This window comes from Cytobacillus horneckiae (genome assembly GCF_002835735.1).
GTDB classification, from domain to species: Bacteria; Bacillota; Bacilli; order Bacillales; family Cytobacillaceae; genus Cytobacillus; species Cytobacillus horneckiae.
The window spans coordinates 16,321-28,896 of record NZ_PISD01000018.1; the positions used below are offsets into that span (position 1 = coordinate 16,321).

Below are 12,576 nucleotides of genomic sequence, written 5' to 3' on the forward strand. Positions count from 1 at the left end.
GAAAGAGGGAATAGGGGTGTCAAGAAATGAAAATATCTACAAAGGGTCGTTATGGCCTAACAATCATGATTGAATTGGCAAAGAAACATGGCGAAGGGCCGATATCGCTTAAGACGATAGCCCAGGCTAATGATTTATCTGAGCATTATTTGGAGCAGCTGATTGCTCCATTGCGCAATGCGGGATTAGTGAGAAGTATACGCGGAGCATATGGCGGATATGTACTAGGTGATATTCCATCAAAAATTACAGCAGGTGACATTATCCGTGTACTAGAAGGCCCGATTAGCCCTGTAGAGGGTATTGAGAATGAGGAGCCGGCAAAAAGAGAACTGTGGATGCGCATTCGTGATGCGGTGAAAGATGTGCTTGATAATACGACGGTAGAAGACCTGGCAAATCATACAGACAATGGAGAATCAGACGCTTATATGTTTTATATATAAAGAGTACAAGTAGGTGAAAGGCAGTGGAACATATATATGTGGATCATGCGGCAACTTCGCCGATGCATCCAAAAGTAATCGAAAAAATGGTTTCCATTATGAATGAGGATTTTGGAAATCCATCCAGCATTCACTCATTTGGAAGAAGTGCACGTCAAATTATTGACGTGGCAAGGGCGGCAATGGCTGATAGCATTGGCGCACACCCGAATGATATTATTTTTACTAGCGGCGGAACTGAAGCTGATAACCATGCAATATTTGGAGTGGCAGAAAGCTATAAGACGAAGGGGAACCATATTATTACAACACAGATTGAGCATCATGCAGTTCTGCATGCATGCGAACAATTGGAAAAACAAGGATATGAGGTAACTTACTTGCCTGTTGATAAAAATGGCAGAGTATCTGTACCTGATATAAAAGCAGCCTTGCGGGATGATACGATTCTTGTGACGATTATGTATGGGAATAATGAAGTCGGAACACTTCAGCCTATAAGTGAAATTGGACAAGCACTGGCAAATCATCAAGCTATCTTCCATACAGATGCTGTGCAAGCTTATGGATTAGTAAAAATAGATGTAAAGGATGCAGGAATCGATTTATTATCGGTATCAGCTCATAAAATAAATGGTCCAAAAGGAATTGGCTACCTTTATGTTGATAAAGATGTAAAGCTCCCTTCTCGTCTATATGGCGGCCAGCAAGAACGGAAAAGGCGCGCTGGAACCGAGAATGTCGCTGCAATTGCAGGCTTTTTAGAGGCGGTCAACATAGCTCAAAAGGAAATGGACAATAAAAAGGAATTTTTCAATCAGTTAAGATCTGTCCTTATGGAAACGCTTGATGACTATAAAATTAATTATAGTCAGAACGGTTCACTTGATGAAACTTTACCTCATGTATTAAACTTAAGCTTTCCTGGTACAAATGTTGAAGCAATGCTTGTCAATTTGGATTTGGCTGGAATCGCTGCATCGAGCGGTTCGGCATGTACTGCCGGATCAATCGACCCTTCTCATGTTTTAGTTGCGATGTATGGGAAAGATGATGAGCGCCTTCTCAATTCAATTCGCTTCAGCTTTGGATTAAACAATACCGTTGAACAAATTAAACAGGTAGGAAAAGAAACAAGTAAAATCGTACAGCGATTTACAAATAAATAAAATAAGATAAGTGTGGTGAGAAAGATGAATAAAGCACCGAAGGACACGCGCGTTGTTGTAGGAATGTCTGGCGGCGTCGATTCCTCCGTTGCGGCCCTTCTCTTAAAAGAGCAAGGATATGATGTCATCGGTATCTTCATGAAGAACTGGGATGATACAGACGAAAACGGCGTTTGTACAGCTACTGAAGATTATGATGATGTGATTCGCGTATGTAATCAAATCGGCATCCCGTATTATGCGGTTAATTTTGAAAAGCAATATTGGGATAAAGTATTTACTTATTTTCTTGATGAATACAAAGCAGGCAGAACACCTAACCCTGACGTAATGTGCAATAAGGAAATAAAATTTAAAGCATTTTTAGATCATGCAATGAGCTTAGGCGCAGATTATTTAGCTACTGGCCATTATGCACGGGTGGAAAAGCGCGATGGCGAAGTGAAAATGCTGCGCGGTCTGGATGAAAATAAAGATCAAACTTATTTTCTAAATCAGCTAAGCCAAGAGCAGCTTGAAAAAGTCATGTTCCCGATTGGTGATATTGAAAAATCGAAAGTCCGTGAAATCGCAGCAAAAGCGAATTTGGCGACAGCAACTAAAAAAGATAGTACCGGAATTTGTTTCATTGGTGAACGGAACTTTAAAGAATTCCTTGGAAATTACTTGCCTGCACAACCAGGTAATATGGAAACCTTTGATGGGAAAGTTGTCGGCAAGCATGACGGTCTTATGTATTATACAATTGGCCAACGGCATGGATTAGGAATTGGCGGATCAGGAGAACCTTGGTTTGCGATTGGAAAAGATTTGAAGAGAAATGTTTTATATGTGGGACAAGGCTTCCATCATGAAAAGCTGTACTCAGACTCAATCATTGCGGTTAACACCGGATGGGTATCAAATAAGGAAATGCCGAAAACCTTTGAATGTACAGCGAAATTCAGATACCGCCAGCCTGATAATAAAGTAACAGTTGAATTGCTCGAGGACGGAAACGTAAAGGTCATCTTCCATGAACCGATCCGTGCAATTACACCGGGACAGGCTGTTGTCTTTTATAATGGCGATGAATGTCTCGGCGGCGGCACGATTGATAAAGTATTTAATAATGGTAAACAGCTTGCATATGTAGGCTGATTAAAAACTGGCTTGGTTAATTCCAAGTCAGTTTTTTTTACTATACAATCTGAATAAATCATTCTAATAGGACGTGAGTGAATGCGACGATATAAATATGCTATACTTTTCAGGAGAGAAAGTTGAATGGAGTAGATAAAGATGGAAAAAAACCAATTAGGTATTCAATATATGCAAGAAGGAAAATGGGAGGATGCTGCAAAAGTCTTTATGGAGGCAATTGAAGAAAATCCAAAAGATCCTGTTTCTTATATAAACTTCGGAAACGTCCTTTCTGCTGTCGGTGAAGTCGAAAAGGCACTTAAATTTTTTGAAAGAGCGATCGAGATAGATGAAAATGCAGGTGCGGCTTATTACAGCGCAGGCAATCTTTATTTTGAACAGGAAAATTTCGATCAGGCTAAAAATATGTATGAACAAGCGATGAAAAAAGGTATCAATACCGGTGACAATTATTTCATGCTTGGCATGTCATTCGTGCAGCTAGAACAAGATAAATTGGCATTGCCCTATTTGCAAAGAAGTACAGAATTAAATCCTGAGGATGCTGAAGCTTATTTTCAATATGGATTATGCTTAGCGCAATTAGAACTGATTGATGAAGCCATTCCTCAACTAAAAAAATGTGTAGCAGTTGACCCTGATCATGCTGATGCTCATTATAACTTGGGTGTAGCGTATGGGTTTAAAGAAGATGAAAAGCAGGCAAAGAAGCATTTTGATCGTGCGCTTGAAATCCAACCAGACCATTTGCTTGCTGGATATGGGAAAAAATTGATAGAAAAAGGCGAGGAAGAGTAAGAAAGACAGGGAGATATTTTGAAAAGGAGGGAGCATAGGTGGAAGAGCAGGATTCTCTCGATCTTTTTGCTGAGCAAAAGAAGAAATTTATAAAGGGAAAGCATCTTGTTACGATTTTCCATAATGAGCAAAATATGTATACTGTGATACGCATCCGTGTTGAGGAGACCAATCATGATTATGATGATAAGGAAGCCGTTGTCACTGGATACTTCCCTCAGGTTCATCCCCAGGAAACCTATATTTTCTATGGTGAATTAAAAGAGCATCCAAAGTTCGGCATGCAGCTTCATGCCAGCCATTATCAGAAAGATATCCCACAGACAAAACAAGGGGTAGCGAATTATTTATCAGGCGAATTATTTAAAGGCATAGGAAAAAAGACGGCTGAAAGCATCGTTGATGTTTTAGGAGAAAATGCAATTAGCAAGATTATGAATGATCCGTCTGTTTTGGAGAACGTGCCGAAATTATCTTCTGAAAAAGCGAAGTCGCTATATGATACCTTAATGGAGCATCAAGGCCTTGAGCAAACGATGATTGCCCTTAATCAGTATGGTTTTGGACCGCAGCTTTCAATGAAGATTTATCAGCAATATAAAGAACTGACAATCGAAACGATTCAAAAAAACCCCTATCAGCTAGTAGAAGATATTGAGGGAATAGGCTTTCACCGCTCTGATGAGTTAGGATATCAGCTTGGACTATCCGGCAGTCATCCCGACAGAATCCGGGCGGCATGTTTATATGTATTGGAGCAGGAAAGCATGCAGGCTGGTCATGTGTATACTGAAGCAAAGGTTCTTCTTGAAGGGGTGAAAAATCTTCTAGAGGAAAATAAGAATGATCCGATCATGTATGATGAAATATCTAACGAAATCATTAAGCTTGGTGAAGAAGGAAAAATAATGGCTGATGAGCAAAAGCTATACATGCCTTCACTTTATTTTTCCGAAAAAGGAATTGTATCAAATATAAAAAGAATTTTAAAACAGACACAATATGATGAACAATTTCCTGAATCAGAGTTTTTAATGGCGCTCGGAAACCTGGAGGAAAGATTGGGCGTACAATATGCTTCATCACAAAGAGATGCCATTCAAAAAGCATTAATGTCACCAATGCTTATTCTTACTGGAGGTCCAGGTACTGGGAAAACGACCGTCATAAAAGGGATCGTGGAGTTGTATGCGGAGCTGCATGGCTGCTCAATGGAACCAAAAGCTTATAAAAAGGAAGAACCGTTCCCGTTTCTTCTTGCTGCACCGACAGGCAGGGCAGCGAAAAGAATGACTGAATCTACTGGTTTGCCAGCTGTGACTATTCACCGGCTGCTTGGCTGGAATGGTAGTGAAGGATTTGACCGACATGAAGAAAATCCGTTAGAAGGGAAAATCATCATTGTTGATGAGACATCTATGGTTGATATTTGGCTGGCGAATCAATTATTTAAGGCTATCCCTGATAATATGCAGGTCATACTTGTAGGAGATGAGGATCAGCTTCCTTCAGTAGGGCCTGGTCAAGTTTTGCGGGATTTAATTATGTCTAAGCGGATTCCGTCGGTAATGCTGACTGATATTTACCGCCAGGCAGAAGGATCATCCATTATCGAGCTTGCCCATGAAATGAAAAAAGGCCATGTTCCCGGAAATATTACGATACAACAAAAGGACCGCTCATTTATAAAATGTCACCCGAATCAAATTGGCACGGTTGTAGAGCAGGTTGTGAAAAATGCCAAAAATAAAGGATTCCTAGCTAAGGATATTCAAGTGCTAGCACCGATGTACAAAGGACCTGCCGGCATTGATAAATTAAATATAATCATCCAGGATATTTTTAATCCAAATCCAGACGGAGCAAAAAAGGAATTGGCTTTCGGTGATGTGAAATATCGAATAGGCGATAAAGTGCTGCAGCTTGTTAATCAGCCTGAAAACCACGTGTTTAATGGTGATATGGGTGAAATTGTTTCCATTTTCTATGCGAAAGAAAATACAGAGAAACAGGATATGATGGTCGTTTCGTTTGATGGCGCAGAGGCGACCTACACAAGACAGGATTTAAATCAAATCACACATGCTTATTGCTGTTCGGTGCATAAGTCACAAGGCAGTGAGTTTCCAATTGTCATTTTGCCGATTGTAAAAAGCTATTATCGCATGCTCCGACGCAATTTGCTTTATACAGCCATCACGCGAAGCAAGCAATTTTTAATCTTATGCGGTGATGAAGAGGCATTAAGATTAGGTGTTGAACGTTCCGATGACCAATCACGGCTATCGGGCTTGCTAGAAAAGCTTCAGGAGGAAATTATTGGTGATAATTCTCATCCCGTACCATCGATGGAAGTTGATGAAGGATTAACAATAGAAGAAAAGATGATGCAGGTCGATCCTATGATTGGAATGGAAAATATCACACCGTATGATTTCCTTGAAAAAGAATATAGCTAAAAAGAAGCAGTCTTTACATGAGGCTGTTTCTTTTTTCCATCTTGGCTGTGGCGGAGCAAATGTCTAATAAATGAGGTGTGCAAAATGAAAAAAATGAAGTTAAAGAAAAATAAAAATGCAAAAAAGAATGAGCATCCATTTTCTGAAGAATTATCTGATGGCGGAGAGAGAAATGCACGTTTTCATCAACAGCGCTACTTGCTAAAATAACAAATTGGTAATCGTTTATCATCATTTAATCGAGCTTTTTCGCAAAAGATATAAATGTTCGAAGAAGGTGGGGTAAACTTTTGCGGACATTTTCATTATTAAAAGGGCTATCAGTGATAGAAGTAGACAGCGGCAATTGTCTTGGAGAAGTATGTGATCTATCGATTTCACATGATGGATTGGTTAAGGGATTATTAGTGAAAACAGGCTCGTTTTTTAAAAAGACTTATTTTTTGGATATTAATGATGTTTCTTCCTTCGGCTGGGATGGGGTGATGATTCCTAAAGGTTCCATCATGCATCCCCTTACAAAAGATCAAACCTTTACTGTCGCCGGTGAGAATCGTTTAGCCGGGAAGATGATGATGACACGTGAAGGAGACAGGCTTGGGTTACTTGAGGATGTATATTTCCATGAGGAAGTGGGCACAATCGTAGGGTATGAATTATCGGATGGCTTCTTTTCAGATGTGCTGGAAGGAAAGAAGGTAGTTAAAACCGAAGAACCGCCCGCGATTGGGAAGGATGCCATCATCGTCAATGTAAAATAATGCGAGGTGTCATTTCATGCTCCAATGCCCAAACTGTCGTAGTAAGGATATCGGTAAAATCGGTATCAATCAATATTATTGCTGGGGATGTTTTATTGAACTTTCCCTTGCGGATGGAATCATCAAGACCCACCAAGTTGAGGAAGATGGATCCTTGAGTTCATTGGATGATCTATTTGATGAGGATGAGCGCAGATATTCATCTTAACCCAATTAAAATAACTAGACAGAGGTGAGAGTCATGAATAAAATGTTAACCTCAGCAGCTGTTATTGGTGCAGGTATTGCTGCATACGGGTATGTTCAAAAAAATAATTTAATCTCTAAAAGAGATATTAAAAGAATCCAAAGAAAAATGAATAAGCTGTTTTAGCTTTTTAAGGGTCATTCAATAAGAATGGCCCTTTGCATTTGCTGGTGAGATTTTTATGTATATTTCCATTAACACCATCCCACAATAAATTGAGGGAGGCGGATGATATTGGATATTCGCTTGAAATGGTTTTATCGTTTAGGGTTTCTGCTTCTTGTTTTTATCGTACTTTTTATCTTTTTTAAATTAAAGGAATTATGGCTGCCAATTGTCAAGATCGCACTAGTTGTTTTCATCCCTTTTGTTATCGGTGCATTTATTACCTATCTGCTTCATCCAATCGTTGAAAAGCTGCATGCTTCAGGACTTCATCGCGGAATTGCCACATTTATCATTTATTTTATTTTTTTTGGCGGGATAGGTCTTGCACTGTATAAAGGTATTCCTGCATTTATTCATCAACTGAATGACCTTGTTGATAATGCACCTGAATTTGCCAATCAATATCGTGACTTAATTCAGACGATACAAAATAAAACATCGACATGGCCGGAAACGCTTCAAGTTAGGGTGGATGAAGGAATACAAAATGTGGAAGCTGCACTTGACCGCTTGCTTTCAAAGGTAATCAATTTCCTGATTGGGATTTTAAACTATTCAGTCATTATTGCTGTCATTCCGTTTATTTCCTTCTATTTATTAAAGGATCATGTCCTAGTGAAAAAAGCGGTCTGGTATTTAACACCAAGGAAATGGCGAAAAGAAGGAATTTTATTTTTGCGTGATATTGACAAATCATTAGGGAGTTATATACGAGGGCAATTATTAGTATGTCTCGTTATTGGTGTGATCAGCGCCCTTTTATTTTGGGCGTTTGGTTTAAAATACCCCCTTCTGCTTGGATTCATTATTGCTATCACAAATATTATCCCATATTTTGGGCCAATCATCGGTGCCGTACCGGCGATAATCATTGCTTTTACGATGTCGATTAAAATGGTAGTTATCGCGATTATTATCATTCTTGTCCTGCAATTTATTGAAGGGAATATATTATCACCATTTATTGTCGGCAAAAGCTTGCATATGCACCCTCTTATCATCATGCTAGCACTTTTGGCAGGTGGAGAGGCAGGCGGAATCATCGGCTTAATTCTTGCTGTGCCCATTTTAGCCGTTATTAAAGTAACATTGCTGCATGCGCGGAATCATTTTTCAAAGAAATCAAGGACGCAAACGCAGGGCTCTTAAAAAGCAATATTGACAAATCGCTAAAATACTAGCTATAATGCGACTATATAGAATTTATAAGTGAACATGTAGAAGGAATAAGTATGTTATAGACCATTTCTTAGAGAGGGAATTCCTAGGCTGGAAGAATTCCTGGATGAAGGATAACAGAACGCTAATCCGGAGTGCAGTTAATTCCTGCCGTTTCACCGCGTTAAGGTGCTGAGAGGTGAGAACGCATTTTTTCTCATAATCAGGGTGGTACCGCGAGTTAGCTCTCGTCCCTGCATAGGGATGAGGGCTTTTTATGTTGTCTAGAGAAAATGTCTAATCAACAGTATTAAATATTATTTAGGAGGTTTACATAATGAAACATTTAACTGGTGCTGAAATTCGCAAAATGTTTTTGGATTTCTTTGAAGAAAAAGGTCACTCTATAGAACCAAGTGCGTCACTTGTTCCACATGAAGATCCATCACTATTATGGATAAACAGCGGTGTAGCAACATTGAAAAAATATTTTGACGGACGGGTTATCCCTGAAAACCCGAGAATAGTTAATGCGCAAAAATCCATTCGTACAAACGATATTGAAAATGTAGGAAAAACAGCACGTCATCATACTTTCTTTGAGATGTTAGGGAACTTTTCTATTGGTGATTATTTTAAAGAAGAAGCCATCGTATTTGCATGGGAATTCTTAACAAGCCCTAAATGGATTGGCTTTGACCCTGAGAAATTGTCAGTAACGATCCATCCGGAAGATAATGAAGCATATAAGCTTTGGATTGAAAAAGTTGGTATACCAGAGGAAAGAATTATTCGTCTGGAAGGTAATTTCTGGGATATTGGAGAGGGACCAAGTGGGCCAAACACAGAGATTTTTTATGATAGAGGACCTGAATATGGAAATGACCTGGAAGATCCAGAATTATATCCTGGTGGAGAAAACGAAAGATATTTAGAAGTATGGAATCTCGTTTTTTCTGAGTTTAACCATAACCCTGACGGCACTTATACACCGCTGCCAAAGAAAAATATTGATACGGGGATGGGGCTAGAAAGAATGGCATCAGTCGTTCAAAATGTTCGTACGAACTTTGACACTGATTTATTTATGCCGATTATCCAAGGGACAGAAAAAATTGCTGATGTGAAATATGGAGAAAGCGATGATGCGGATGTCGCGTTTAAAGTTATTGCTGACCATATTCGAACAGTTGCGTTTGCTGTAGGTGATGGCGCGCTTCCTTCTAATGAAGGACGTGGCTATGTTCTGCGCCGCTTATTGCGCAGAGCGGTTCGCTATGCAAAGCAAATTAACATTAACCGTCCTTTCATGTTTGAACTTGTGCCTGTGGTCGGTGATGTGATGGCTGATTTTTACCCGCAAGTAAATGAAAAAACCGAATTTATTCAAAGAGTAATCAAGAATGAAGAAGAGCGTTTCCATGAAACTTTGCATGAAGGGCTAGCGATTCTTTCTGAAGTGATAAAGAAGGAAAAATCAAATAACAGTACAGTTATTAGTGGTCAAGATGTATTCCGTCTTTATGATACTTATGGCTTCCCGGTAGAATTAACTGAAGAATATGCGGAAGAAGAAAACATGAGCATCGATCATGATGGATTTGAACAAGAAATGGAAGCGCAACGCGTGCGTGCACGTGCAGCTCGTCAAGATGTTGATAGCATGCAAGTACAGGATGGCGTTCTTGGTGAAATTAAAGCTGAAAGTAAATTTGTAGGGTATGATCAATTGACTGCAAATTCTAAAGTTGTAGCAATTGTGAAGGATGCACAGCTAGTATCAGAAGCAGCTGCCGGCGATATCATTCAACTTGTCCTTGATCAAACACCTTTCTATGCTGAAAGCGGCGGACAAATCGCTGATAAAGGCTTATTAGAAGCTGATGGCGTGAAAGTAGAGATTAAGGATGTTCAAAAAGCCCCTAATGGCCAAAACCTTCATCGTGCAACTGTATTAGAAGGGTCTTTGAAGCTTGAACAGCACGTAACTGCAACAGTTGATCGCACGAATCGTGGTAGAATTATAAAAAATCATACAGCAACACATTTGCTTCACCAGGCATTAAAAGATGTACTGGGAACTCATGTTAACCAGGCAGGCTCCCTTGTAGAGCCAGATCGCTTACGCTTTGACTTTTCTCACTTTGGCCAAATAACTGCGGAAGAGCTTGAACAAATTGAAACAATAGTTAATGAAAAAATTTGGAAGAGCTTGGATGTCGAAATTGATTTAAAGAATATTGACGAAGCGAAAGCGATGGGCGCAATGGCTTTATTTGGTGAAAAATACGGTAAAATTGTCCGAGTTGTTCAAATCGGTGCTTATTCACTGGAACTTTGCGGAGGCTGCCATGTGCCAAATACATCAGTCATAGGGCTATTTAAAATCCAATCAGAAAGTGGAATTGGTGCAGGAACAAGACGTATAGAAGCAGTGACTGGTGAATCTGCGTATAAAATGATGACAGAGCAAATCGGCATACTGAAAGATGCTGCTGGAAAATTAAAAGCAAATACGAAGGATCTACCGGCTCGAATTGATGGTTTACAAGCGGAGATGAAGCAGCTTCAAAGAGAAAATGAATCTTTAGCTGCAAAATTGGGCAATATTGAAGCAGGAAGCCTTGTAAATCATGCAAAAGAGGTAAATGGTATTACAATGCTTGCGGCTAAGGTTCAAGCAACCGATATGAATAATCTCCGCAATATGGCTGATGATTTAAAACAAAAGCTTGGTTCTGCTGTTGTTGTATTAGGAAGTGCAAATGATGGTAAAGTCAATTTAATTGCTGGTGTAACGGATGATCTAATTAAGCAAGGGTATCATGCTGGGAAAGTAATTAAAGAAGTTGCTACTCGCTGCGGCGGTGGTGGCGGCGGCAGACCGGATATGGCACAGGCTGGCGGAAAAGATCCGGCAAAATTAGATTCTGCGCTTCAATTTGTAGAGGAATGGGTTAAATCGATTTGAATCCCTTGCAAAGTAGTGTAGAATAAGGGTAACCATTAGCGAATGTACAGTATAAGAGCCTAAGTTGACAGATATGCACTTAGCCCTCTTATACTGAGCATAACCGACTGAGAAGATTTCTTTTCAATTGGTTAATAGCCAGCGTTTCATTTTTGCAACAAGAAAATTTGGACAGCTTATGAAGGGATGGCGCTAGCGCTTTTCTTATCGCACAGGTCACAAAAGTGAGGTGTAAGAAATGAGCTCATTTGATAAGACAATGAGATTTAATTTTCCTGAGGAACCGATTGAACAAGATGTGAATAAAGTGTTGTTTCACGTCCATGATGCCCTTCAGGAAAAAGGGTATAATCCTATTAACCAAATTGTAGGCTACCTGCTTTCCGGGGATCCGGCTTACATTCCCCGCCATAAGGATGCTCGGAATGTGATTCGCAAGCTTGAACGGGACGAAATTATTGAAGAGCTTGTTAAATCTTATTTAAACGGGCAGCGTGAGGGATAATAATGCGGACTATTGGATTGGATGTCGGCTCTAAAACGGTTGGCGTCGCACTAAGTGATGCGCTAGGATGGACTGCGCAAGGCTTGGAAACGATTAAAATTAATGAAGAGCAAAAGCAGTATGGTTTTAAGCGAATTGGTGAGCTTGTGAAAGAACATGATGTCAGCAAGGCTGTTGTTGGCTTTCCTAAGAACATGAATGGTACAATAGGCCCTAGAGGTGAAGCCAGTCAATTTTATGGTGCTGAACTTGAAAGACGATTTGGACTTCAAGTCATTTATTGGGACGAGCGTCTAACAACAATGGCCGCTGAAAGAGTGCTTTTAGAAGCGGATGTCAGCCGTAAAAAAAGAAAAAAAGTGATTGATAAAATGGCGGCTGTCATGATTTTACAAGGCTACTTAGATAGTCAGAATTAATGAGGTGAAAGAAATGGATCACGGAGAAAATAATATTACAGTAGTAGACGAAGAAGGCAACGAACAGTTATGTGAAGTATTATTCACATTTGATTCAGAGCAGTTTGGCAAATCGTATGTTCTTTATTATCCAATCGGAGCAGACGAAAATGATGAAGAAGAAATTGAAATTCATGCATCAGCTTTCGTTCCGAGCGATGATGATAAAGACGGAGAACTTAAGCCGATTGAAACCGATGAAGAATGGGATTTGATCGAGGAAATGCTTAATACATTCCTTGAAGAAAACGACGAGGAATAAGGCGGAAAAAATGCACCCGAATGGGTGCTTT

At 39.7% G+C, this 12,576-nt stretch carries 14 protein-coding genes and 1 other annotated feature; all 14 genes read left to right on the forward strand.

Going from position 1 to position 12,576, the window contains the following annotated elements:
* Positions 1 to 26: 26 nt before the first annotated feature.
* The 14 genes from cymR to CWS20_RS09520 all read left to right on the forward strand — a co-directional run bounded on the left by cymR (position 27) and on the right by CWS20_RS09520 (position 12,545).
* Positions 27 to 446, forward strand: coding sequence for a cysteine metabolism transcriptional regulator CymR (cymR, locus tag CWS20_RS09460; protein ID WP_066191848.1), 420 nt, complete (start codon positions 27 to 29; stop codon positions 444 to 446).
* Between the two features lie 23 nt (positions 447 to 469).
* On the forward strand, positions 470 to 1,615 hold the full coding sequence (locus tag CWS20_RS09465) for a cysteine desulfurase family protein (protein WP_066191849.1): 1,146 nt from the start codon (positions 470 to 472) through the stop codon (positions 1,613 to 1,615).
* Between the two features lie 24 nt (positions 1,616 to 1,639).
* Positions 1,640 to 2,755: a tRNA 2-thiouridine(34) synthase MnmA gene (gene mnmA / locus CWS20_RS09470; RefSeq protein WP_066191850.1), complete on the forward strand. Its 1,116-nt coding sequence runs from the start codon at positions 1,640 to 1,642 to the stop codon at positions 2,753 to 2,755.
* A 141-nt stretch (positions 2,756 to 2,896) separates the two neighbouring features.
* Positions 2,897 to 3,556, forward strand: coding sequence for a tetratricopeptide repeat protein (locus CWS20_RS09475; RefSeq protein ID WP_066191851.1), 660 nt, complete (start codon positions 2,897 to 2,899; stop codon positions 3,554 to 3,556).
* Positions 3,557 to 3,594: 38 nt separating this feature from the next.
* Complete coding sequence (gene recD2 / locus CWS20_RS09480) at positions 3,595 to 6,015, forward strand: SF1B family DNA helicase RecD2 (RefSeq protein WP_066191854.1); 2,421 nt, start codon at positions 3,595 to 3,597, stop codon at positions 6,013 to 6,015.
* Positions 6,016 to 6,099: 84 nt separating this feature from the next.
* On the forward strand, positions 6,100 to 6,225 hold the full coding sequence (locus CWS20_RS28950) for a hypothetical protein (protein WP_276328299.1): 126 nt from the start codon (positions 6,100 to 6,102) through the stop codon (positions 6,223 to 6,225).
* An 80-nt stretch (positions 6,226 to 6,305) separates the two neighbouring features.
* Positions 6,306 to 6,776: a PRC-barrel domain-containing protein gene (locus tag CWS20_RS09485; protein WP_066191856.1), complete on the forward strand. Its 471-nt coding sequence runs from the start codon at positions 6,306 to 6,308 to the stop codon at positions 6,774 to 6,776.
* Positions 6,777 to 6,792: 16 nt separating this feature from the next.
* Positions 6,793 to 6,984, forward strand: a complete 192-nt coding sequence (locus CWS20_RS09490; RefSeq protein WP_066191858.1) for a YrzR-like zinc ribbon domain — start codon at positions 6,793 to 6,795, stop codon at positions 6,982 to 6,984.
* Positions 6,985 to 7,017: 33 nt separating this feature from the next.
* Positions 7,018 to 7,149, forward strand: a complete 132-nt coding sequence (locus tag CWS20_RS09495; protein WP_083957186.1) for a DUF3918 family protein — start codon at positions 7,018 to 7,020, stop codon at positions 7,147 to 7,149.
* 108 nt (positions 7,150 to 7,257) lie between these two features.
* A complete protein-coding gene (locus tag CWS20_RS09500; protein ID WP_066191859.1) occupies positions 7,258 to 8,340 on the forward strand; it encodes an AI-2E family transporter in 1,083 nt (360 codons plus the stop codon).
* Positions 8,341 to 8,400: 60 nt separating this feature from the next.
* Positions 8,401 to 8,608: a binding site (T-box leader), on the forward strand.
* A gap of 78 nt (positions 8,609 to 8,686) precedes the next feature.
* Positions 8,687 to 11,320, forward strand: a complete 2,634-nt coding sequence (gene alaS, locus CWS20_RS09505; protein WP_066191861.1) for an alanine--tRNA ligase — start codon at positions 8,687 to 8,689, stop codon at positions 11,318 to 11,320.
* A gap of 238 nt (positions 11,321 to 11,558) precedes the next feature.
* Positions 11,559 to 11,825: an IreB family regulatory phosphoprotein gene (locus CWS20_RS09510; RefSeq protein WP_066191863.1), complete on the forward strand. Its 267-nt coding sequence runs from the start codon at positions 11,559 to 11,561 to the stop codon at positions 11,823 to 11,825.
* 2 nt (positions 11,826 to 11,827) lie between these two features.
* The gene (gene ruvX / locus CWS20_RS09515) at positions 11,828 to 12,244 is read left to right on the forward strand and encodes a Holliday junction resolvase RuvX (protein WP_066191865.1); all 417 of its coding nucleotides are present in this window, start codon (positions 11,828 to 11,830) and stop codon (positions 12,242 to 12,244) included.
* Between the two features lie 13 nt (positions 12,245 to 12,257).
* Entirely contained in the window at positions 12,258 to 12,545 is a 288-nt protein-coding gene (locus CWS20_RS09520; RefSeq protein ID WP_066191867.1) for a DUF1292 domain-containing protein, read from the forward strand.
* Positions 12,546 to 12,576 lie beyond the last annotated feature (31 nt).